At 39.4% G+C, this 24169-nt stretch carries 22 protein-coding genes and 2 pseudogenes; 14 read left to right on the forward strand and 10 right to left on the reverse strand.

Annotated features, from left to right (window positions below; all coding sequences use genetic code 11):
- Positions 1-22 precede the first annotated feature (22 nt).
- On the reverse strand, positions 23-985 hold the full coding sequence (locus BN6556_RS08005) for a metal-binding protein ZinT (RefSeq protein WP_066191216.1): 963 nt from the start codon (positions 983-985) through the stop codon (positions 23-25).
- Between the two features lie 455 nt (positions 986-1440).
- On the opposite strand from BN6556_RS08005, the gene BN6556_RS08010 reads away from it, so the two are divergent.
- From BN6556_RS08010 to BN6556_RS08025, 3 genes are all read left to right on the forward strand, one after another.
- On the forward strand, positions 1441-2100 hold the full coding sequence (locus BN6556_RS08010; protein WP_066189491.1) for a sigma factor-like helix-turn-helix DNA-binding protein: 660 nt from the start codon (positions 1441-1443) through the stop codon (positions 2098-2100).
- Between the two features lie 37 nt (positions 2101-2137).
- Positions 2138-2710 (forward strand): ATP-dependent Clp endopeptidase proteolytic subunit ClpP, encoded by a 573-nt coding sequence (gene clpP, locus BN6556_RS08015; protein ID WP_066189493.1) that lies wholly within the window; start codon positions 2138-2140, stop codon positions 2708-2710.
- Positions 2711-3335: 625 nt separating this feature from the next.
- A complete protein-coding gene (locus tag BN6556_RS08025) occupies positions 3336-4412 on the forward strand; it encodes a C45 family autoproteolytic acyltransferase/hydolase (protein ID WP_066189498.1) in 1077 nt (358 codons plus the stop codon).
- A gap of 136 nt (positions 4413-4548) precedes the next feature.
- Here the strand turns inward: BN6556_RS08025 and BN6556_RS08030 are convergent, their stop codons facing one another.
- Positions 4549-5220, reverse strand: coding sequence for an IS630 family transposase (locus BN6556_RS08030; protein ID WP_262361297.1), 672 nt, complete (start codon positions 5218-5220; stop codon positions 4549-4551).
- 93 nt (positions 5221-5313) lie between these two features.
- Between BN6556_RS08030 and BN6556_RS08035 the strand changes: the two genes are divergently transcribed.
- Positions 5314-5583 (forward strand): hypothetical protein, encoded by a 270-nt coding sequence (locus tag BN6556_RS08035; protein WP_066189504.1) that lies wholly within the window; start codon positions 5314-5316, stop codon positions 5581-5583.
- Here the strand turns inward: BN6556_RS08035 and BN6556_RS21885 are convergent.
- Together BN6556_RS21885 and BN6556_RS08045 are read right to left on the reverse strand one after the other, a co-directional pair.
- The gene (locus BN6556_RS21885) at positions 5575-6114 is read right to left on the reverse strand and encodes an IS630 family transposase (protein WP_066191219.1); all 540 of its coding nucleotides are present in this window, start codon (positions 6112-6114) and stop codon (positions 5575-5577) included. The genes BN6556_RS08035 and BN6556_RS21885 overlap by 9 nt on opposite strands.
- A gap of 16 nt (positions 6115-6130) precedes the next feature.
- Positions 6131-6613 (reverse strand): helix-turn-helix domain-containing protein, encoded by a 483-nt coding sequence (locus tag BN6556_RS08045; RefSeq protein WP_078059983.1) that lies wholly within the window; start codon positions 6611-6613, stop codon positions 6131-6133.
- A gap of 45 nt (positions 6614-6658) precedes the next feature.
- Here BN6556_RS08045 and BN6556_RS08050 point away from each other — a divergent pair.
- Positions 6659-7132, forward strand: a pseudogene (locus tag BN6556_RS08050) (IS1634 family transposase); the annotation flags it as partial.
- 18 nt (positions 7133-7150) lie between these two features.
- Positions 7151-7435 (forward strand): annotated as a pseudogene (locus BN6556_RS08055) (IS4 family transposase); the annotation flags it as partial.
- Positions 7436-7771: 336 nt separating this feature from the next.
- Here BN6556_RS08055 and BN6556_RS08060 read toward each other — a convergent pair.
- Together BN6556_RS08060 and BN6556_RS08065 are read right to left on the reverse strand one after the other, a co-directional pair.
- The gene (locus BN6556_RS08060; RefSeq protein WP_066189515.1) at positions 7772-8479 is read right to left on the reverse strand and encodes a hypothetical protein; all 708 of its coding nucleotides are present in this window, start codon (positions 8477-8479) and stop codon (positions 7772-7774) included.
- A 15-nt stretch (positions 8480-8494) separates the two neighbouring features.
- Positions 8495-9151 carry a matrixin family metalloprotease gene (locus BN6556_RS08065; RefSeq protein WP_066189517.1) on the reverse strand — a complete coding sequence of 219 codons (657 nt, stop codon included), beginning with the start codon at positions 9149-9151 and terminating at the stop codon, positions 8495-8497.
- A 193-nt stretch (positions 9152-9344) separates the two neighbouring features.
- On the opposite strand from BN6556_RS08065, the gene BN6556_RS08070 reads away from it, so the two are divergent.
- From BN6556_RS08070 to BN6556_RS08085, 4 genes are all read left to right on the forward strand, one after another.
- On the forward strand, positions 9345-9926 hold the full coding sequence (locus tag BN6556_RS08070; protein WP_066189519.1) for a DUF6431 domain-containing protein: 582 nt from the start codon (positions 9345-9347) through the stop codon (positions 9924-9926).
- An 86-nt stretch (positions 9927-10012) separates the two neighbouring features.
- Positions 10013-11281: a DDE-type integrase/transposase/recombinase gene (locus BN6556_RS08075; protein ID WP_066189521.1), complete on the forward strand. Its 1269-nt coding sequence runs from the start codon at positions 10013-10015 to the stop codon at positions 11279-11281.
- Positions 11274-12074, forward strand: a complete 801-nt coding sequence (locus BN6556_RS08080; protein ID WP_066189525.1) for an ExeA family protein — start codon at positions 11274-11276, stop codon at positions 12072-12074. The genes BN6556_RS08075 and BN6556_RS08080 overlap by 8 nt, the downstream gene beginning before the upstream one ends.
- Positions 12071-12325, forward strand: a complete 255-nt coding sequence (locus tag BN6556_RS08085; protein ID WP_066189527.1) for a DUF5348 domain-containing protein — start codon at positions 12071-12073, stop codon at positions 12323-12325. Before BN6556_RS08080 ends, BN6556_RS08085 begins: the two co-directional genes overlap by 4 nt.
- A 175-nt stretch (positions 12326-12500) precedes the next feature.
- On the opposite strand, the gene BN6556_RS08090 is transcribed toward BN6556_RS08085, so the two are convergent.
- Positions 12501-12824, reverse strand: a complete 324-nt coding sequence (locus BN6556_RS08090) for a hypothetical protein (protein ID WP_066189532.1) — start codon at positions 12822-12824, stop codon at positions 12501-12503.
- Positions 12825-13710: 886 nt separating this feature from the next.
- Here BN6556_RS08090 and BN6556_RS08095 point away from each other — a divergent pair.
- From BN6556_RS08095 to uidA, 3 genes are all read left to right on the forward strand, one after another.
- Positions 13711-14028 carry a hypothetical protein gene (locus BN6556_RS08095; protein WP_066189534.1) on the forward strand — a complete coding sequence of 106 codons (318 nt, stop codon included), beginning with the start codon at positions 13711-13713 and terminating at the stop codon, positions 14026-14028.
- A 160-nt stretch (positions 14029-14188) separates the two neighbouring features.
- Entirely contained in the window at positions 14189-15499 is a 1311-nt protein-coding gene (locus tag BN6556_RS08100) for a hemolysin family protein (RefSeq protein ID WP_066189535.1), read from the forward strand.
- Between the two features lie 262 nt (positions 15500-15761).
- Positions 15762-17495 carry a beta-glucuronidase gene (uidA, locus tag BN6556_RS08105; protein WP_066189537.1) on the forward strand — a complete coding sequence of 578 codons (1734 nt, stop codon included), beginning with the start codon at positions 15762-15764 and terminating at the stop codon, positions 17493-17495.
- 108 nt (positions 17496-17603) lie between these two features.
- Here uidA and BN6556_RS08110 read toward each other — a convergent pair whose 3' ends face one another.
- Genes BN6556_RS08110 through BN6556_RS08120 form a run of 3 tightly spaced genes read right to left on the reverse strand, consistent with a single transcriptional unit; the run spans position 17604 to position 22336 of the window.
- On the reverse strand, positions 17604-19400 hold the full coding sequence (locus BN6556_RS08110; protein WP_066189541.1) for an ABC transporter substrate-binding protein: 1797 nt from the start codon (positions 19398-19400) through the stop codon (positions 17604-17606).
- A gap of 18 nt (positions 19401-19418) precedes the next feature.
- Positions 19419-20915, reverse strand: coding sequence for an ABC transporter permease (locus tag BN6556_RS08115; RefSeq protein WP_066189544.1), 1497 nt, complete (start codon positions 20913-20915; stop codon positions 19419-19421).
- A gap of 11 nt (positions 20916-20926) precedes the next feature.
- A complete protein-coding gene (locus BN6556_RS08120) occupies positions 20927-22336 on the reverse strand; it encodes an ABC transporter permease (protein WP_235817472.1) in 1410 nt (469 codons plus the stop codon).
- A 116-nt stretch (positions 22337-22452) separates the two neighbouring features.
- On the opposite strand from BN6556_RS08120, the gene BN6556_RS08125 reads away from it, so the two are divergent.
- Positions 22453-24162, forward strand: a complete 1710-nt coding sequence (locus BN6556_RS08125; RefSeq protein WP_066189549.1) for an ABC transporter ATP-binding protein — start codon at positions 22453-22455, stop codon at positions 24160-24162.
- Positions 24163-24169: the final 7 nt, after the last annotated feature.

A 24169-nucleotide genomic window follows, 5' to 3' on the forward strand; every position in this document is an offset into this window, starting at 1 on the left:
ATGATAATCAACTAGTGTCTTTTTAGTGTGCTAACATATCGCGAACCAATCCATCTGCGTCTAGATCAGAAGGATAGTAGGTTGGCCAATGGTCGACCTCTTCTAATAATGCTTCGCGATCATCTCCCCAGTATAAATGATAGTGGTAGGAATCGGTAGGGAAAATATTGTGGTCACTAAACTGAATGTACTCTGGCATACCTTCTGAGCCGTCTGTCAACTTATAGACGAAACGAACCCCGCGATTACCGGCTTCATAATCAAGGATTTCATACCCATCATTCTCATACTCGCCAGACATTTCTTCTCCTTCTTGGAAGAAGGTAACGGTATGATCTTCTATCGTAATGCGGTCTACATCTGTTACATAGCCAGTGGTATAATATTCTTTGTATTCTTCAGCGGTCATATCGCCTTCTTCAGCTTTGTGTTCAAAGACCTCGTCCAAATCACCATCTAATAGGTAAGGATAAACCGATTGCCAGTCACCCTCCCAGTCTGTCAATTCTCGATCTTCTACCTGCTCATCATCAAAGTAGCCATTATAGATTTGCTGGCTTTCTTCATCATGTCCATGGTGGTCATCAATAACAACCGTTACAGGCTCGGATTCCGCAAATACTTCTTCGTTATCATCATACAAGGTAGCTTTGATTTGTAAGCCATCCGTCGTTGCTTCTCCTGTAAAAGTAGAGCTTTCTTGATCGGCAACAGCTTCCCATTCCGCATCTTCACTTTCTCGTGTATGCCAATGCCAATGGTCATGATCAACCACTTTATTAGGAACAGCCGTCAATTCAATGGCATCTCCTGTGTGATAATGATCGGCAACACCGTTTATATCAATATCTACATCTGTTACCTCTACTTCTTCTTCGTCTCCAGAGCTTTGATCTGCATCCGCTTCGTCATCAGCGCCTTGACAAGCTGCTAGAACAATACTTAAGCATAATAAACTTAATAAGTACAAAAATGTCTTCTTCAACATATATTCATCCCTTCATTAATAAATCGAAATCGTTTCGTTTTATAGATTACATGGATTTTTAATAGTTGTCAAGCATCTTTTATTATTATATTGGTAGAGAGAAGTTACAGTGTCCCGCTGTTTGTGAAAGGGGGGCTGATCAGTAGTGGTAGTTTTCTGTAGAAGCTCTCCATTCCAGTATATAAACAGTCGTACAACTAGTAGCCATTTTCCATATATCATGTAAATGTTCGATGTGTAGAAAAAGTTACAGTTATCTGAAGCATTTGTGAAAGTATAGCATTGTTCTGAAAGTTTGCTTCTTTTAGGATATACTATATTAAATGAAACGAAATAGTAGCCATCCGAAAAGGTAGATTACAAAATTATCGATTGAAATTAACTGGAGCCCATATCTTTTTGAGCCATTTAATCGTTCATATAATTAGAGAAGCGTAAAAGGAGTGAGTGAGATGTGCGCTAGGCCTAGCACAAAGGAAGATTCAATTATTAAATCCGTTTATCAACAGCTTTCTCGTTATTGTTTTTTCTTAACGCAGAATAAGTGGGATGGAGAAGAATTAATTCAGGAAACGATCCATAAAGCATTAGTGAAATATGGAGTTTCCCATACTTGGAAGCCAGCTTTATTAAAGAAGATCGCCTATCATACATGGATTGATAAGCAGCGTAAAAGAAAAGAGGAAACAGAATCATCAATGGAAAACAGAGAAGCACCAGATAGTCAGTATGCAGAGATCACAGCGCTTGTGGAAAGACTGCTTGACTTCATGACGACCAAACAATTGGTAGTTTTTCTGATGAAAGATGTGTTTCGCTATCAGATAGCCGAAATAGCCGAGCACTGTCGAATGTCAGAGACGGCGGTAAAGGCGATGTTGAACAGGGCGAGAAGACAGGCGCGCCGTGTACAACAAGAACCAGAGTCCATCGTTGATACGCGCTTTTATCAGGATTCCGTGGAAACGATCATTCCTATCCTTGTCCATGTAGTGAGAGTAAATGATCCGTCCTGGTTGATAAAACGAATTCCAGAATTATTTAGTAAGGACTCTGTGAGCTTCTGTATGCATCATACTCCTTCTTCTTACGCTCTCGCGATGACGGCATAGATTAGAAAGAATTCATGCCTTTTAGAGGAGGACATATATGAATACCATACCATATGTAGTTGAACAATCGAGCTATGGAGAACGATCCTATGATATCTTCTCTAGGCTGTTAAAAGATCGAATCATTATGGTGAGTGATGAGGTTAACGATCAGATGGCTAATAGCATTGTGGCCCAATTGTTGTTTTTGGCTGCCGAAGACGAAGAAAAAGATATCTTTATTTATATCAATAGTCCAGGCGGTTCAACTTCTGCTGGATTTGCTATTCTGGATACCATGCAATATGTGAAGCCAGATATTTGCACTATTTGTACCGGGTTAGCTGCTTCATTTGGGGCGATGCTGTTACTGGCTGGTACCCCCGGAAAACGCTATGGGTTGCCTAATAGTGAAGTAATGCTACATCAGCCATTAGGTGGGGCACGTGGTCAAGCGACGGAAATAGATATATCCGCCAAACGAATCCTAAAGCTTCGGAAGAAACTAAATCAGATTATTGCCGAGTGTACCGGTCAACCTATAGAAAAGGTGAAGACAGACACCGATCGTGATTTTTTTCTAACGGCAGAAGAGGCGAAGGAATATGGATTGATCGATCAAATTATTTAACAGGGGTGGAGTTCTTACGGAGACACTATCCTTTGTTGTGCCGTTTCTGCAATGGACAGGGAGATGCACTACAATGATATCGTACGGTGGTTATTCTTTCGGAGGTGAACATGGAAAAACGGTATATACCCCTAAACGAAAAGATACCTACGAGTCATAGAGGTTCGGGAACTAGACAGGAGATTGACCAGAAATTCGATGCGTCATTTTTATTGGGCTTTTTGAACAACCTCTATAAAAAGAGACTAGCTGATTATTATCGGTTGGTCCCTTTTATTTTATCGCAGTGTAACAGGCTGTGATCCCACTTTGGAAGATCTAACAGCCATTTGATTCAATTAACATTCCTTGGAGAATGAAGGTTCACTTTATTAGTAAGTCAAGTACTCCGTTCCCTTCTGCAAATGATTAAAAAATTAAGTAAGGAACCAAATAAGGCACGTACATAACGAAAGGGATCAAGTGAAGTAATGCTTATGTAACGAATTTGAATGAACAGGACAAATTAACATCCTAGTTTCATATAGAACGGATGAGTTATGTCCCTTTTCATTTTATAATCAAATCTTTTCCCTTTCTTTCCTGTCTCTAGTACCCTAGAACTGATGTGAAAGGGGTATTTGCTATGAAGCAGGTTTATTCGAGAGTGCTGCCATTTCGTGGTTCGCACTATGATTTTGGTTACTATCAAGGAAAACAATTACGGAATCATATGTTATTAGCTAACCGTGAGCGGCAATGGAAGGTAAGAAGACCGCTTTTTGATATTAAGCCGGATGAGATAAGGGAAATGTTTCTCAAGGTGGCACCACCGATCTGGGAGGAGCTAGAAGGTTTTCGGGATGCGTTGGAATGGCCGATGGAGCGTGTGCTCTTGGAATTTGGCGGGTATCGAGTACCAGTAAATCGTTCTGGCTGTTCTATTTTAACGGGCTCTGATTATCTGGTACGCAATTATGATTATCATCCGAAAACGTATGAAGGCTGTTACAGCATATACCAGCCCACAGACAGTGGTAATGCAGTGATTGGCGCGACACAAAAGGTGACTGGCAGATCAGATGGGATGAACGAGAAAGGGTTGGCGATGGGGTATACCTTCATTCACCGCAAAAGACCAGGCGATGGATTTGTTTGTAATATGATTGGCAGACTGATTTTGGAGCGATGTGATGATCGCGATGAAGCGGTTGATTTGCTGCAAAACATCCCACACCGAGGTTCTTTTAGCTATGTGTTATTTGATCAAAAACAGGCAGGAGCTACTATTGTGGAGACATCTCCAAGAGGAGTGGAGGTTCGACAAGGTATGGCCTGTACGAATCATTTTCAACGGTTGACCAAAGAAAATCGTCATTATCTAAAGGATTCTCAGCGTCGCTTGAATATCTTGGAGGATAGGCACGGCAATGCTTTAAATGGGGGAGAAGCATTTCGCCTGTTAAATAGCACAGAAAAAGGTGTTTTCTCTAAGCTGTACGGTCAGTGGGCAGGTACGATTCATACCTCTGCCTATTTTCCGGCAAAACGAGAGGCGTGGTTTGCACTTGGTGGTGATCAACAGCCAACCAAATTCGATTTTGCGGCATGGCTGAAGGGGCAGGCATGTTCTGTTTCCAAAGTGACTGGTGAAATAGACACAGCAATCCCGTTTGCGCATATGGAGAAGGCGGATTGGTATCGTTCTTCAGTGGAGAAATAATAGTGATCATTTCTTTCTTTTTGATCAATGACATAGGAACAGGTGGCTTCTTGTATAGATATCAAAAGGAGCGGTGAATAATATGCCAAAGATTAGACCTAGTAGATCGATTCATAAATATCGTTAACATATTGTATCATTGATTTGCAGATTCTAAACCATATTTCCATCTGAATGGAATAGGGTTTTCATTGACTTCCTGAAGATAGAGTTCTATGCGCGCTTTTAACTCTTCTTTTGAGTGAACACGGATATGGCGAAGAAAGCTCTTGCTCATCTTGGCGAAAAAGGCTTCTATAATATGGAGCCAAGATCCGTGTTTCGGAGTAAATACAAACTCAAAGCGATTAGGAACGGTTTCTAAATAGGCTCCTGTTTCTTTCGATGTATGAGCAGAATGATTATCAAGCACAATTTGGATGCGTAAATCGGAGTCATAACGGTCATCTAACATTTTTAGAAAGTCTACAAATTCTCTGCTGCGGTGACGGTCTTCTACAGCCCCTATGACTTCTCCGGTGACCAAGTCAATACCTGCTAATAAGCTAAGCGTCCCGTGTCTAATATATTCAGAATCACGTCCAATGGTAGTATGTTTTCCGGGAACTGGCGGTAAATCTGCTGCTTTATTTTCAACCGCTTGAATGCCAGGCTTTTCATCATACGACAGCATCACATCCCAAACAGGCTGAAACTCCCCATCTTCAAGTGTCCACTCTATTTGCTGGTACACGTGAAGTACTTGAGCCATTTTCGTATCGAATGCTGGATCGCGGGTTTTATTCGAAAGCGAACATCGAGGACCTATTGCACCAGCGTTTTAAATTTTTGATCGGTACCAAGAATGTCTTTGCGTTATGTGAGAGACGCTCTGGATCCGATGTATGAGCAGTTCCGACACATGGATCACTACAACGAAGATTATGAACTGTATTGCCAAACAGTCCCGATGAAGTGGGAGTATAAGCGGAAACGCCCTTATAAAAAAGATGTCCGCACCGAGCATCGACGCGTTTATCTTCATTTTTACTATAATATTGAGAAAGCAGCTGAAGACGAGAAAAAATTAGACCGAAAACTACTTCAATGGCGGAAAGAACTAGAAAATAATCAGCGACAGCCGGCGCATGAGACGAAATATAATACTAACACAACTCTAAAATCACCCTAAAACCCATTCTCTATGTGTAATCGATTGAATATCCTCTGGTGTGAAGGACATCATGGTCTCACAAAGCTGATCGACTACGGCTTCTAACGTATGAAATAGCTTGTTTGCGAAGCCTCTTTTCCTGATCTCGTTCCATATCTGCTCAATCGGATTCATCTCTGGTGTATAAGGTAGTATATGCAAAATGGTCACATTATTCGGAATGATTAGCGCTTTGGATTTATGCCAACTCGCATTATCACAAATGAGCACAATGTGGTTGTTCTCGTAATACTGAGATAACTCACTCAAAAAGATGTTCATACAAGCTGTATTCGAACGTGGCAAGACTAAAAAGAAACAATCGCCGTTCTGTGGACCAACTGCTCCGTAAGCATACCGATATTCTCGAATATGATGACTCGGGACGATGGGACGTTCTAAGGGTGTCCAACAGGATTTGGGTTTAGAAATGCGACCAAAACCTGCTTCATCTTGAAACATAACCAAGAGATCTTGATGCGGATCCTCTTCTTGTAATCGCTTTCTCATTTTTTTAATTTCGGATTTAATTTTTTTGCGCTTCAATGTCTTGAGCGCTGGCTTGTTTCGGATGATGCGGTCTTGGCGTTATTTTTCTCCACTTGTGTCGCTTCAATAGTTTATGAAATCCCCATTCACTTGTTTCTTTTCCAACCGCTTCTTGATAGGCGATATGCATTTCCTTTGTCGTAACGATTTCTCCTTTTTTTGATTTCTCCACGAAGGGAGCTAAAAATGCGGCCTCTTCTTCTGGAGTCATGAGAAAATGATTGCTCTTTCGCTTATCTACCGTGAGGGCCTCTAATCCTTTCTCCAGATATTTTTTAGTTAATACCGTAATATGACGTGGGCTATAACCGGTAATCTCTGCAATTTCCTTTCGTTTTTTATTTTGTCCAGTGAGTAGAACCGCCTGGATGCGAAGATGATACTTAGATAATGATTTATTTTTTAAAGCTGCGAGTAATTCATCCATATGTTTTTGAGTTAATTTATATTTTTTTGTCATGTCTATATTATATCACAGTTTAAAGATTTTTTAGAGTTGTTTTAGTATAAGCAGTTTTTTGACGTGCACACGACACCGAAACGTGGAACCAAGGCCACCGTGAAAGAAGAAGCTGTGCAGCAAACGAAACGGTATGTTGGTTTCTTTGCCCTCTTGACCAATGAGGCGATGGATGCTGTTACCGCTCTGGAGCTCTATCGTAATAAAGACTTGGTCGAAAAGGGTTTCCAAAACTTTAAAGATCACCTAAATATGCGTCGGGCAAGGATTTCCTCCGAACAAAGCTTAGATGGCAAACTATTTGTCGAATTTATTGCCTTGATTTATCTGGCTTATATCAAAAAACAAATGCAAGATCATCATTTATACCGTGATTACACCTTGCCAGAGATGTTGGATAAGCTTGATGTGATCGAATGCTTTGAAAAACCAGGACACCAACTTCAAGTTGGCGAATTATTAGAAGCACAAAAAGCCATCTACAAAAAAATGGATATTAACCCACCAACCTCGTTATGAGTTGGTGGGATTTCAGGGTATATTTTGTATGTCTTTTTATCGTACTTCCGCAGAATCAATGATTACGAGACGCTGGGAGGTCTCTTTGCAGATATGAGAGATGACATGACGCAGAAAAATATTGCTGAACAGTTATGGGAAATGTTTGATGAGCTATTGGACGTTGTCATCGCGGCAATTTCTGAATCTGGATCAATTGATATCAAAACCTTTAAAAAATCCCCAGAATACAAATATTTGGAGGATTTATTTGAGGCGTCATTTTTAGGAAATCAATTGTTTGGAAAGAATAACGCTGCTTAAATGCACAACATGGAATTAGTGAAAACACCGTAACAAGGGAAACCAGTCTATTTCATGCCTGAAATCCCTTGTGTTTTAGGGGTGCGAAACTTGAGTAATTATCTATCATTTATCCCCTTCCAAAGAAAATTACTAAAAAATAGCTTACCGATAGACTGGCACTCGGAAATGATGGTTGTTTTGAAAAAATATGCCTATTTTCAAAAGAGAGGTCTGTATAACTATGGATAATAAACACCTGTGGGTGGGTTTTATGGTTTGCGCCGGTAATAAAGGCTTTCTATCGTATGCAAACCACCAGTTCGCACTGGTGGTTTTGAATTTTCTAACTTATAATTATTTGGAATTTTTAACCACTCCTTCAAACCCTTCTTTAACTACCTTTTTTTGTATATTAGTAACTTCTTCTTCAACACTTAAGTCAAAACCTTCTATTAATTCTTGCTTTTTAATTTCAGATTGTTTAATTATCGAGTCGATATTTTGTTTATCACTCTTAGTAATCATATATGCTCCCATCGGTCCAGAAATCGGTCTATATTTTCCAGATCTAGGATCATTTTTCATTTCTGAGAAGTGCGGCATTTTTTCTAAGAACAATAAATACAATTGGCCATCTTTAAGTTCTATTATATTTTCCCAATCCACATTAACGCCTTCGTTGTTTTTACCGCCATAATTTATCAAATCTATCTTTTTATTCTTTTCAGTTAAATCGCCCTTCAATAATGTTTTTACTTTTAAATCATACTCAGTATATACTACGGTATTATCATTAGGAAATGGCATTATAGTTCTATCGTTTCCATCATTATCCTTTTTAGTTTTTGTAGTAGCTACTACAACTAAATCAGAATTTTTATATAGATCTTCTATTGATTCAGGTTCACTTTCCCATTCTGCAGAAATTTCTATTGACTCATTCTTTATATGATCTTCATTTGCAACTTGTTTTGTTCCATCAATTGTAGTCGTTAAGAAGCCTATTGATAGACTTAAGATACACATTGTTACAACAGATAAAAACATTAAGATTTTTTTCATCTTTTTTCCTCCCTCTTAATAAATGAAGTTTAATACAGATTTATCTCCAGATGTTAAGTAATTAACAGATCTCCCCCTACTACAATACATTAATCTACTAGAGCTTGAACTATGACCTAATCCAACACTGTGTCCTAATTCATGTCTTGCTGTTCCAATTTCATCAAAATAGGATCCATCAAACTTCAATTGATTTACTCTAATATGGATAGGTTTTACGTGTTCGTAGTTTTTATCAATCGGATACCCTCCCCACCATGAACCATCTGCTTTTGCTGTCCAACTAGCACCATAGTAATTTCCATCAGTTACATAAATATAACCGTATGAATGACCAGGATAACTACTTACTTGTGTAACATTCATATACGATTGACTGCTATTAAAATGACTTATAGCACTAGTAAATCTTGATTTTATAGTACTATCATTAAGCTCTCCTAAATATATAGGTGCATTCTTACTTTGCCATTTTGCCCCCATATACACATCGTTACTACATGCAAAAACTTCTTCACCAATAAATAAAGAAGCTACGCTTGAAACAAGTGATTGATCTTCGATGTTTGTACAATCTTCGGCTTTTACGCTATTACCTAAATAAATCCCAATACCAAAAAACACTATGCCTAGCAAACATAAACTGGTCAATATCCTGTAAATTTTTTTCACACTATCCCTCCTATTTATTCTTTGTTATATGTTAAATATAACTTATTTTACTTTTTCAATAAGAATTAGTGTAAAGCATCACTTTATTTCCTCTCAAATAGGGTTATCTTGTTCAAACTCCTCCAGGATAATTACTGTACTTTCCTGAAGTAATATGCTAAATTTTTTGCATATTATAAGGGGGAGTTTTTTAATGATTTTTTTACACGACTTTGGAATTGGGATAGAAGAATATGAGAAGAAAGGAAAAAAGAATAACTTTCCGTTATTTAAATGGTGCCCAAATTGCCAAGCAATTGCTTATGGAAACTTGCACAGACATGGTTATTATTGGAGATACGGAATAAACCAGGAAGAGGAACTACACATTCCTATATGTCGTTTCAGGTGTTTGGTTTGTCAAGTAACGATCTCTATTTTACCGAGTTTCTTAATTCCCTATTTTCAACATACATTGGATACCATGATGGAAAGATTAAGCAGTGTGCTTAAGGGAGAGAAAGTAAAAGGAAGTCGCCAGCAATTAGAACAACATCTGAAACGTTTTTATGAAAGCATCCATTGGACCCATAGCTTTTTTACAGACGCAGGATATCAATTGGGTTTCACGAAGGATATAAAAAAAGAAGCCCAAAAATACGTGACAATGATCCAAGATTTTGGCGAATCAACCTCCTTCTTCCGAAGGAGCTGGGGTCATTTATCATCCTATTTTATGGGCAAATTAATTCTACCATATTTACCACCAAAAAAGAATACTATTCATCCCACATAGACTTTTCCTAGCACTGATGGGAAGGACAAAGTAGAATAAAAGCAATGGATAACCGGTTATCCTTCTATAAAAAGGAGGAAAAGTTCATGAATGAAAAAACACGGGAAGAAATTGCTTTATTTCGTTATGGATTGATTGCCCCACTTTTGAATGGACAAGTAAAGCCAAAGGATTATTTGAAAGAAATGGAAGGGAAAATGCATACGATTCCTTATTATGGGGAACGAAAGGTTGCAGCCAAGACAATGCAAGAATGGCATCTGCATTACCGAAGGAATGGATTTGATGCATTAAAGCCTAAAAGGCGTTCTGATCGAGGGGGCGCCAGAAGATTATCTCCGGATGACAAAGATCATATACTAGAAACACGAAAAAAATTTCTCCATATGCCTGTTAGTGTTTTCTACGAACAACTAATAGGAAATGGAGAAATCAACAAAAATCAAATCTCTTACTCTACTATAAACCGATTACTAAAAAAACACAAGATGGCAGGAAGGAATTATATTCATTATCATCCAGAGAAAGAACGAAAACGCTTTGCGCATGATAAAGTCAATGTACTATGGCAGGCAGATTTATCACACGGCCCTTATGTCCCGGTTAATGGAAAAATGAAGAAAACGTTTCTTATTGCTTATATTGATGATTGTTCGAGATTGGTACCGTATGGACAATTTTTCTCTTCTGAGAAATTTGATGGTTTAAGAGAAGTGACCAAAGAGGCATTCATACGCAGAGGAAAGCCAAACATCATTTATGCAGATAATGGAAAGATCTATCGGTCAGAAACGCTACAGTATGCATGTGCCCAATTAGGAATTACCTTAGCTCATACGCAACCCTACGATCCTAAAAGCAAAGGGAAAATAGAAAGGTTATTTAAGACGATACAAACGCGTTTTTATCCACTACTTCAAACCAATCCAGCTACCTCTTTGGAGGAATTAAATGAGAGATTCTGGTGTTGGCTCGAAGAGGATTATCATCGGAGAGTACACGCTTCCTTAGAAGGAAAAACGCCACATGAAGTATTCCAATCGCAGCTAGATCGAATCAGCTTTTTAGAGGACCTCTCTATTTTAGAAACCATCTTTTTAAGACGGGTAGAGAGAAAAGTAAAGCAAGATGGAACGATTACATTGGACAAGCAGTTATATGAAGTTCCTTCGGAATATATTGGTCAGCGAATTGAAGTTCGTATGGATGAACAACATGTTTATGTATTTGAGGACGGAAAAAAGGCAGCTGAAGCCAGAGCGGTCACCATCCACGATAACGCCCATATCAAACGTGGACCATCGCCGTTTTCTCTCTCTGAAGCAAGGCAGGAGGAGGGAAAGGATCATGTATAAAACATACTATTCCTTAGCAAAGGAAGCCTTTACCAAGGAAGCAACAGCAACAAATGCCTTCCAATCGACGAGTTATCAAGAGGCAATGAATGGTCTTGGGTATTTACAAAAGTCTAAAGGAATTGGGTTGTTGATAGGTGACCCTGGTGCTGGGAAGACGTACACCTTACGAGCCTTTAAGAATTCACTTAACCCAGCCTTATACCATGTCGTCTATTTTCCGTTGTCCACCGGAGGGGTGATGGATTTCTACCGGGGGCTAGCATACGGACTAGGAGAAGAACCTAAGTTTCGTAAAGTAGATTTATTTCGTCAGATTCAACAAGGAATTGAACGGATGGAGCAGGAGCGTAAAATAACGCCCATATTTATTTTAGATGAAATGCATATGGCAAAAGATGCTTTTTTACAGGACTTAGCTATTCTTTTCAATTTCCAAATGGATTCGTCGAATCCATTTATTCTGATACTAGCTGGTCTGCCGCATTTGAAAACGCGGCTCCATTTGAATCACCATCGCCCGTTGGCTCAACGAATTATTATGAGATACCAATTCCAGCCATTGAATAAAGAAGACGTTACTGCTTATATGGAGCATCAGTTAAAACTGGCAGGGGCAAAGATGCCGATTTTTACAGAGACAGGTTTAGAAGCTATCGCTTTACGTTCGCAAGGATGGCCACGCATCATTAACACATTAGCTTCAAATTGTCTTCTGTATGGAGCGCAGTTAAAAAAACAACAAATTGATGAAGAGATTGTTCGTATGGCAACAGAGGAAAGTGGCCTATGATGCGGCAAGGAATCATGATATTTGATTTACAGGGATGGAAGATCTGGATTGGCCAGCAAGACTATGAAACATTTGAAGGAATGGCTTTTGAATTACGTATTCAAAAGCATTATTTCAAAGCATATTTAGGAAAAGAAGATCAAGAGTGGTATGTGATATTAGATGAAGATGTAGCATTTAATTTACGTGTATTCGAGGTTTACAAAGTTCGTATAGAATACATAGATATCACATCAGGAAATGCCTCTTAAAAGGGGCATTTTTTCTGGAATAGTATCTGAAATAATTTTACAAAGTTTTTTCAAATCGGAAATTAAATGAATAAACGAGCACATTACTCCAGATTTCTCTCTGATATAAAATGGAAAAGGATGTCTGAATTAATGTGGTAGTTTACAGAATTAGAAATAATAGTTTATTAATTTTTTAATCATTCTCCATTACTGTAATTTTTTCTGCACGAATAATATCCTCTTTACTTTTTCCCCATACTTTTACATAACTTCCTATATTTAATGTGCCTTCTATTTTTGTCTTATCATTAAAAACTATTGTATATACATTATAATCTGCTTCATTGTCTACTTCAGTGGGTCCTAATGTTATATGATTATTTTCTATTTCCAAAATCTCCCCTTGATAATCCGCTTTCAAAAAGATCCATAGAATAATTAATAGAGTAGCAAAGACAATAAACACTATAAAAAACTTAACAAATAGGTGCATTTCTTTTTTTGCATGTGTAGTCATTTAACCTCTCCTTTAGAAAAAAATAGTTACATACATGGGATAATAACTAAAAAGAGTCAGTAAAAATCCACATAATGATAATTTACCGTCTTAATATCTTTACTAGATAAGGTAGAGGTCAGAGGTTAGAATATTTTACAGAGGTACAACTACTTCTACCCTCCTTTAAAATAAGTTATATAAAAGGTAACATTTTTTACTTTTTTATGTCTATAGCGAATTATAGCTTCTTTTGTCGAAAGAATTAAAGAGTAGAGTAAAGAAGAGAATCGCATGTAGTGACCACATGAGAAAAGCACCTCCTCAAAGTCGTTAATTGTTTTATACTACGCAAAAGCATATGAGGGGTTTTTTTATCATTTTTATTGAACATGATAAATGCAACTAACATCCCAGAAGAGATCATTAGTGACAAAAATGAAATCATTATTGTCAACATGTTTTCTATACCCATGAGCGTCACTTCCCTTCTTGAACATTGTCAAAGAAGGTAATATCGGTGCACCACCCCTCATATGAAGCCAATCTGTTATAGTATATATGTAAGTTTAATAGATCTGTTCGACATTATTTACTTGTTTTTTACCTAGTCTGATTATCCAATATAACAGTATCCATGGCAAAGCAAATATTGTAACCCGCTTTAGCAGATTAAATATACCATATCCTTTTTATTTCTACCTAGACGATCCAATTCAGCAAAGACAATAATATCCTTCTCACGTATAAACTACTTCATTTTTTGGTATTGTTTCCATTCAATATGCTGTGGAAAGTGGTTTCGATCGATCTATGTTCCCGAGAGACGTATCATGCGGGAACTTAATTCCATAAAATAACGGAATATGTTAGTGTAGGAAGTGCATGATACAAGGAGGATTGATCCATGGAACAGGAGGAATTGAAACAGGTGAAAGAGGAATTATATAAAGAGATCCTCGTTTTGCAAAATGATCAGAAATCGTTCAAGCGACGTGTCAGCACCATCGCAAATATGCTTGTTCCAGGTATAGGCTTCATCGTATATGGCAGTTCGGTTATGAAAGCAATTATTGTTTTTCTTCTTTTTATCTCGTATAACCATGTGTACTTCCATTATCTATATCCTGTTGCAGGCGGTACGGGTATTGTCAGTTTGTTCTATCTCCCAGCAGTCTTCATTTGGCTGATCAGCACCTTCATGGTCGCCAGTTTAGATGATTGAGTTTTTCTGCGGAAGCCCTGTGTCACAAACAAATCATAAATTCATGGTATATCAAGGTATAATCGAGGCTATTAGTGGGAATATGATACATACTATGACAAAATAGAGGAAAGAGCAACCTCTAAACGGTGAGCCAGATCAAAGAAGGAAAGGTGTAGAGATGGATTCTATCGTATTATCGATTGTTATCTTGCTTATTTTGATTATTGCGAATGGTGTTTTTGCGATGACGGAAATTGGAGTCGTTACATCAAGGAAAATAAGGCTGGAACAGAAGGTCAAAGAAGGTAATAAAAAGGCAGAAACAGCCCTTTACTTAGCGAACAACTCCAGTGAACTGTTATCCACGATTCAAATTGGTATTACCTTAATCGGGATTATATCGGGAGCATTTGGCGGGGCAGCCATTGCCGGAGATCTAAATGTGTATGTAAGAGAAATCCCGTGGTTAGCACCATGGAGTCTGCAAATAAGTATGGTGCTGGTAGTAACCTTGACTACCTTTTTGACTTTAGTGATTGGTGAATTGACACCAAAGCAAGTAGGCTTAACCAATCCAGAGAAGGTGGCGATGGCTGTTGCGCGGCCAATGTATTTCTTTTCGAAAGTCGCTAAACCGTTGATTTGGATATTAGATAAATCCACAGTTTTAGTGTTAAAAATGCTAGGGGTTAAAACCAATGAAGAACCGGATGTCACGGAAGAGGAAATCCAGCAGATGGTCGAACAGGGCGTACATAGTGGTCATATTGAAGAAATTGAACATGAGATGGTTGATCAGATCTTTTATCTGGGTGATCAGCGTATCAGTGACATTCTTACCCCAAGAACGCAATTAACTTGGATTGATATTGAAAGTAGTTTTGAGGAGAACATGGAATTGATCAGCAAAAGTGAACATTCTCGTTTTCCTGTGGGTAAAGGCAGTTTGGATCAATTCCTGGGGATGATACATACTAAGCGGGTGTTTGCCAAGCTGCAAGCCAACGAATCCTTCACGATACCTGATTGTATTGAACCGGCGTTGGTGTTACCAGAACATGTGAAGGTATTCAAGGCTTTGGAAACGATGAGAGAAGCAGGCAGTCATCAAGCTGTTGTTGTCGATGAATATGGTGGAGTGGAAGGATTCGTAACATTAAATGACTTTATTCAGGTGATTGTCGGTGAGATCCAAAGTGATGGTCACAGAGCCAAGGCTACGATTACACAGCGGGATGAAAACTCTTGGTTGGCGGACGGACAAGTTCCTTTTGACACTTTTTTACGTTATTTTGATTTGGAAGATGAAGTAGACATAGAAATACTAAAGGATACATCTTTCCAAACCTTAGGTGGATTTCTGACAAGCGAGATCGGTAGTATTCCAAAAGAAGGAGATTATATTTATTTGGAAGGCTGGAAGCTGGAGATAGTAGATATGGATCAAGTCCTGATTGATAAACTGATGATTACACGTGTTTCGGAGTAAGGGGGAGTTTGAACGTTTTGTATAGAGGTGAATCTTTCACCTTTTCTTTTTCTGTTTATTGTGAATGTTTGAACAATTATGAAGGCATAGTGCTGTCACTTACCTTGTGTAACTTTCACTAGCGTGAGAACCTGTAAATTACGGAATCAACATCCTATCTCAAAAGTAAAAATTGTGCACAAGCTGCCAAAAATCAAACCGTGTAAGCCGTTGGATTGCCCATTACAATAGAACATATGAGTAACGAAAGGAGTAGATCGATATGCTATATCCACAAATGAATGCGCAACGTATGCTAACCGAGCTGAATGGTTTTTGGCATTTTGCTGCAGATCAAGACAATAAGGGAGAAGAGAAAGGTTGGCCATATGGTATTCCAAGAGAACGAGAAGTCGCTGTTTCTGCAAGCTGGAATGAGCAATTTCAGGATTTAATGTATTTCTTTGAAACAGGTTGGTATGAGACAACATTGGAGGTTCCTAGCCATTTTCGATCAGAATTATTGTGGCTCAGGATTGGGGCAGCTAACTATCTCACAAAGATTTGGATCAATGGACAATACGTAGGAAGTCATGAGGGAGCGCATCTACCATTCGAATTTGAGGTTTCCTCCTATATGAAGTGTGGTCAAAAGAATACCATGATCATCTCAGTGGATGCTCAGATTAAGTCAGATCGCTTGCCGCCTGGAGATGTGGAAGAAGAGCAAGTGATTGGCTTTAAAGGACAATATCCGAATAATTACTATGATTTTTTTCCGTATGGCGGGATTAACCGTCCTGTCTATTTATATACTACAGCACCTACTTATATAAAAGATATAACTGTGAACACAGAAATACAGGGGGAAACAGCTGTTTTATCGTATGATTGTCAGATTAATCAGCCCTTTCAAGGTACGGCAGTTATTACATTGGACGAAGAGGCAGCCACGAGCCAAGTTACTGTCGACAACCATAAGCGTGTGACAGGGCAGTTAACCATTCCATCACCGAGGCTGTGGGGGATGGAGGATCCTTATTTATATGAGCTATGCATTCAATTATTTGACGATGAGATTTGTCTAGATAGTTACACACTGGAAGTAGGCATACGAGAAATCGAATTAATGGATCATCAGCTGTACTTAAATGGACAGCCTGTGTTCTTGAATGGGTTTGGTCTGCATGAGGATTTCCCTGTATTGGGTAAAGGTCTTAACCATGCCGTCATTGCGAAGGATATGAATCTGTTAAAATGGACAGGGGCCAATTCCTTTCGCACGTCGCATTATCCGTATAGTGAGGAATTCCTGCGGCAAGCGGATCGGCAAGGGATGTTAGTGATTGGGGAAACTCCTTTTGTTGGTTTTGTACAAAGCCATTATCAAAACGATAAAATACAGGAGCAGGCCAAGAAAGTTATTGGAGAAATGATTAATAGAGATAAAAATCACCCGTCTATCATTGCCTGGAGCTTGGCAAATGAAGGGGATACCTTTGTCCCAGAGGCGAGCGCGTTCTATCATTCGTTATATCAATGCGCGAAGTCGCTGGATCCTAGCCGCCTGGTTACCATCGTAAATTGTGTAGATATCGAGGAAGATCATGCCCTGCAGCATTTCGATTTTATTAGTTTAAACCGTTATTATGGCTGGTATGAACAGGCTGGCCGCTTGGATGAAGGCTGTGAGATGCTGAGTAAGAAGCTTGATCGCTGCTTTGAGGTGTTCCAGAAACCGATTATTGTAACGGAGTTTGGGGCAGACGCGATTGCCGGTCTACACACCAATCCGCCAGAACAGTTTACCGAGGAATACCAAGCAGAAATGGTTACACGGCAATATCAGATCATTGCGGACAAGACCTATACGATTGGGGCCCACATTTGGTCCTTTGCCGATTTTAAAACAAGTCAGACACCTTCAAGAGTCGTTGTCAATCGCAAAGGATTGTTTGCGAGAGATAGACAACCTAAATTGGCGGCGCATCGTATCAAGGAGCTGTGGGGTGAATAACAAAAGCCAGTGCATACTACTGTTGATGGCCGGGCCACGTCAAGCCTAACCAAAAAATCCCCTTCTCTAATCAGAAGGGGATTCATCATATGGAATCATAGTCTCTCTTTATTCTGTCGCTTCACTTAACAAACTCTGTACTTCTTCTGGATCTGGCTCCAGACTTAAACCAGTATCCACGAGTGGGCTAAGTGTTGATACGGCCGGTTTTTTATTCCCTTGATAGAAAGAAATAAACTCTTCCTGATTAATAGAATATAAAACAGCCTGACGCAAGGCAAGATTAGAGGAAACCTCACGATCTTCCATATTGAAATTCAGATAGCTGACGGCGTTACTGTCATTTTGTTGTAGCGTTAAATGCTCATCCTCTGTAACTGTGTCATAGCGGTTCTCTGCTACACCATTAAAGATATAAATTTCATCATTACGCAAGGCATTCAATGTACTCTCTGCGTCTTGAATAAAGTTGACTACTACCTCGTTGATTCTCGGTTCATAGTCTGTACCAGGCATATAACCCGGATTTTTCAAAAATTGTGCTTCATAATCATTTTTAGAAGAGATAACGTAAGGACCGCTGGCATAAATTGTGTTCTCTTCACCGCTTCCTTCTGTAACGGTTCGTTGATCGCCATAGGCAATATCTTCATTGACATCATAATCATCTACATCATACGTATTAATACTTTCCACTTGTTCTTGGGATACGATACCTGCCGATTGGTGGGCTAGATAATTAAGTACCTGCGGGAAAGGATCGACGGTTGTTATCTTCACTACTTGGTAAACACCATTACTATTATCTGCTGCTGTTTTGTCAGTGGTTAACTCGTTAATATTGGAATCCAGACCACTTTCTAATGCCTCTTTGACGGTCTCACCATCAATTGAATTGGTTGATTCTAATTCGTCAAGATCACTCACAATATCAATCGTATCCATGTTTTCATGTAAGCTGTATGTGCGGTGATCTGGTACAGAATCGGGATCTTTGGCACGGTCTAAGGAGAATTTCACGTCTTCAGCGCCTACGCGTTCTCCGGTATCGACGGCTTCGTCATTCTCGATAGCGGCAAAATTAATATCATCCCGAAGCACGAAATAGTACTCTTGATTTCCATCCGCAATCACGTGATTCAGAGAAAGGGAACCATCCGAAACTACTTCATCATCATCCGTTAGATTAACTAATCGTACATAAAGATTTGTGTTCAAGGTGTTGATTGACCCATCATTTCCTTTAATAGGGTCCAAGGAAGTTAAAGAACCGATGGCTTGGTGCAATTGTAACGGCTCCGTCTCTCTCAATGATGTATCATTATAGTCCATTGCCTCCCATACAGCTGCCCGTGATTTTGGCAGACGGACGGTGGATTCATCTAATATCTCATGATTGACACCTTGTGCCTTATAGGATGTATATAATGGCGCGATATAGGCCTGATCAAAGACAATACGCTGCTCCAAATCCTTATAAGTCTCTTGATATTCATCTGGTAATTGCGTGCTGGCCAAGTCAACTAGTTCATCTGCTTCTTCATCTGCAAATAAGCTGTTATCACCATCCGATGTGAATAACGAGCGGACGGCATAGTCTGGATTCCCTGTTACCGTTGTCCAGCTATTAACAGCAATATCATAGTTACCTGCGTCCCGCTGTGTGGTAAAACTACCGTAGTCAGGCTGAATATTCAGCTCCACGTCAAACCCGTTACTTGTTAATTCATCACGTAAAATATTCATATCATCTTCATTCGTACTCATACCTAACAATTCGATGTGAGGTTGTTCACCGCCTCCTGAGTCCTCTGATGAATCCTCTTGTACGTCAGATTCGGTATTCAAACAGCCGGTTAATCCAATGACTAAAGCAAAAAATAGCAAAATACTTAATTTTTTCATGTTTTCTCCCCCTGTTGTTTAATTTATTTTGGGATCTAAGGCATCACGTAGCCCATCCCCCAGAAAGTTAAATGATAATACTAATAAAATAATGGCTAACCCTGGAAAAATAGCTAAGTAAGGCTCTGTTTCTAAATACTCACTACCTATTCTTAATACATTCCCCCATTCAGGTATGTGCGGTTCCACACCTAACCCTAGAAAACTCAAACTGCTTGTGGCAATAACAGCAGTCCCAATGGTTAAAGTAGCCCGGACAATCATTGGTGCAAATGCATTAGGTACGGCATGCTGAAATAATATCTTCCAGTCGGATTCCCCTAATGATTTTGCGGCTTCAATATAGTTGAGATTAGCAACCATTAACACATTGGCCCGCATAGTTCTAGCATACATGGGAATAGATCCGATGCTTAACGCAATAATTAAATTGACCGTACTCGATCCAAAAGCGGCAATAATCGCAATAGCAAGCAAAATACCTGGTACAGCATAAAGGATGTCTAAGATCCGCATAATCGTTTGATCAATTGCCTCATGGAAATATCCGGATATGGCACCAAGAATACCGCCAATGACCATCGGAATAAGAGTGGTCAAGAGACCGATAACCAATGAGATTCTTGCTCCAAAAATGATACGAGAGAATACATCACGCCCAAAGTTATCAGTGCCAAATGGATGGGCAAGACTGGGGTCTGTCAGCAATGCTCCATAATTATTCGCCGTTGCAAAGCTCGTTACAAACGTTGCAAAGCTAGTAATAGAAATAGAGAAAATAAAAATAACAAATAATAAGCCAGTCATGGCAGTAAAGCTTTTACTTAATTTCATCCAGAAGAAATGCCACTTATCTTTGACGGATTCATCCTTATCGGACGCCTTTAAAAACAAGCTGTAGGCCAAAATAAGTCGGAAAATATTGCCGGTTATACTTAAGATGCATAATAACACAGCAAGCCATTTTATCGGCTTTCGCTTCTGTTGACCCACGTCAAGCTGCCGACTAAACAGGATCAGTAACACCACATCCAACAGCAGTAGGCCTAATAATACGGACATGGCAGGCAGAAAGGTGTTCGACACATAAGGCTTAAACAGATTAAAGGATGTTACCGCAATAATAAGAAAATCCGTGATCAGCATGTAATAAATAAAGGTATACTCGATGGAAGACCCTTTCTTTGATATACGAAAAGCAAAAATTGCGGTAAATATATTTCCACATAATAAAGAAAGGAATTGAACCCTGGCAAGACGTCTTGTTCGAGCTTGAACAGCCCCGTACACTAACAAGTCTTTTCGCAAGAAAACCAAAAGGATGAGCTGATAGGCGCTGATTAAGCCATAGATAACCGTCAATAATGTAAGGGTGCCTTGCCATGATTGTGTAGCTATGTCATAACTGTTCCATAAAAAAATTAGGGTTAACCCAAGTGTTATGACAAAAGTGAAATAACCATGTTTATATAGCTCTGATTGTTTCAACTGTTGTTGATTTGCCCGATGACTCACGTTCTTCCCTCCTAACTATCCTTCATCTGTGATCGAATGCGTGGGTTTAATACAGCATAGAGAAGGTCTACAATCAAATTGACAATGGAAATGGCAATCGCAATATAAACCACACCGCCTAAGATGGCTGGTATATCTGGAATAAATTGCTTATCAACAATATAACTGCCCAATCCACTAATATTAAATACCTTTTCGGTAACTGCTGCACCACCGAGCATGACGCCGAATTGCAAGCCAATAACCGTTAAAATAGGAATCCAGGCGTTTCTTAGGGCATGTTGAATGAAAATCTTACGTTCCGATAGCCCCTTTGCCTTGGCCGTTATCATATAATCTTCGTGCATCACCTCAAGGATAGAGGATCGTGTCATCCGAGCAATCGTAGCTGTTAAACCAGTACCTAGCACCACAATAGGCATAATAAGAGACCAAGCATTCCCAGGAGAATAATTAGATGGTAACAAATCGGCATTAACAGAGAATGTTAGAATAAAGATTAGTCCTTGCCAGAAACTAGGGATAGATAAACCGATCAAGGCGATGAACATAAAACTATAATCCCAAAAAGAGTTGACCTTCGCAGCTGAGATCATGCCAATTGGTACGGCAATGAGAATCGCTAGAATCAGAGAAAAGCTGGCGATTATCAATGTTACGGGCAATCGGTTGGCAATACTATGCATCACATTTTCATTACCAGTATAAGAGAGCCCCAAGTCAAAGGTTAAGAAGCCTTTGATCGCTTCCCACAACTGCACCCAATAAGACTGATCCAATCCATATTGGCGATCGAATGCTACGCGCTGTGCTTCTGAAGCAGATTCACCAAGAATATTAGCAGCGGCATCCGATGGTGAAATATAAAGAATGGTAAAAACCATGATAATCACTGAAAATATCACAAATATGGTCATTACCAGCCGTTCAAAGACAAAACGGATAAAGGCTTGTTGGTAAATGAGACATAAAATATAAAGCAGACCACCTGGTATAAAAGTCCAAATAACAAATCGCTTATCTAATAATAACTGTAGAAAGTATTCTTGATAGGTGGTAGGCATGAATTGTTCTTCTGCGAGTTCCTGAATAGCAGCCTCTTTTATTTTTGTGTCTGTTTCTTGACTGACAAACTCTTCTAATTCCGCTTGCTTCATAGTCTGATCAAAATATTCCTTTTTTTTACGAAACTGATCTTCGTATCTTTGTTTAAGTGACAGATATTCCTTCGTTTGTTTTAATTGATCGATTCTTTGTTGGACAAGTTCTGGATATTTCTCTTTCTTACGTCTATAAAGAAATAAGAGAAAAGCAATCAAATGAACTGGTAAACCGATCAACCATTGAATGTAATGTAGGAAAGGATATCGTTTTATCATCATAAAGCCTTTGGACAAGGCATTGGATCCCATTGACAACATTCACCTCCATAAATCTTGATAATTCCTATTGATTTAGTATAGAATGGAATATGAAGAATTATAGGCAATTTTGAAGTAGAAGTCAAATCAAATAAACTATATTGGGGTTATGACATATGCAAGATATATTAGCAGTAAAGAATTTATCCGTTACGTTTCATTCTGAACAGCAAGTCGTGTCATCCGTTCAACGGGTTTCCTTCTCGGTTGGCAAGGGAGAAACATTGGGTATTGTTGGAGAGTCTGGCTCAGGTAAGAGTGTAACAGCCAAGGCAATTATGCAGCTATTACCAGAACACACGGCAAGAATTGAAGCTGATGCCATTAACTATCAGAGCCAGGATATCTCGACATTTTCCAATAAAGGAATGCAGCAAATCCGGGGACAAGAAATAAGTATGATTTTTCAAGATCCAATGAGTTCGTTCAATCCAACGATGAAGATTGGTCAGCAGATTGATGAAATGAGTATAAAACACCGAAATCTGTCCCCGCAGGATGCGAGAAAGGAAACGATCGAGATGTTGGATTTGGTTGGCATTGGTGAGCCTCAACATCGCTACCATCAATACCCACATGAATTCTCTGGCGGGATGCTGCAGCGAGCGATGATTGCGATGGCTTTAGTCTGTCGTCCCAAGCTGTTAATAGCCGATGAGCCTACCACAGCACTTGATGTACGCATCCAAGCACAAATTTTGCAGTTAATGAAAAAGCTGCAGGAAACGATGGATATGAGTATTATTTTGATTACGCATGATTTCGGGGTGGTTGCCGGGATGTGTGATCGAGTAGTGGTCATGAAGGATGGCAAAACGGTGGAGCAAAATGATACGGAATCGATTTTTCAGCGACCCGCACATCCTTATACGAAACGATTATTAAACGCCTTACCTAGAATTGATCAGGAAAAGAAACACTTGGCACACAAGACCTTTACGAAAACCGAGCCATTGATGACCGTCCAGCAATTAAGAAAAATATTTCCATTGAAATTGGGCGGTTCTGTCCATGCGGTTGATCAGATCGACTTTCAAATTCACCCTGGGGAAACATTGGGGTTAGTTGGTGAATCAGGGTCAGGCAAGTCAACAACCGGACGTTTGATTTTACAGTTACAACAGGAAACGGCAGGAGAAATTATTTTTCAAGGAATGGGGATTCATCGTTTTAAACGTAAAGAGTTAAAGCAGCTCCGACGCGATGTGCAGATTATTTTCCAAGATCCGCATTCCTCGTTGAATCCAAGGTTGAAGGTGCTGGATATTATTGGCCAGCCTTTAGATATCCATAAACTTTGTCGCACTAAGCAGGAGCGTCGAGCGCGAGTGGAGGAGTTATTGGAACTGGTTGGATTGGAGAAAGAGCACGCCAGCAGGTATCCACACGAATTCTCTGGTGGGCAGCAGCAGAGAATTGGGATTGCTAGGGCACTTGCTGTTAATCCTAAATTCATCGTGTGTGATGAGCCTTTATCCGCACTGGATGTCTCGATTCAAGCCCAAATTGTCGACTTATTACAAGACCTGCAGCAAAAGTTGGGGTTGACCTATTTATTTATCGCACACGATTTAGCGATGGTCAAACATATTTGTGATCGAATTGCCGTCATGTATTCGGGTAAAATCATTGAAGTGGCTGAAAGTGAGGAACTTTATCGAAACCCGATGCATCCTTACACGAAGTCATTACTCGAGGCCGTGCCAATCCCGGACCCTATGTTGGAGGCGAAGAAATTAAAAGAGCATAACATTGTTTCTCAAGTCTATCATTTTGAGGAAAATAGATTAGAAGAAAAGAGTCCGGATCACTGGGTGCTTGTCTGAATGGTAT

Origin of the sequence: Gracilibacillus timonensis (assembly GCF_900086715.1) — a bacterium.
Classification (GTDB): domain Bacteria; phylum Bacillota; class Bacilli; order Bacillales; family Amphibacillaceae; genus Gracilibacillus; species Gracilibacillus timonensis.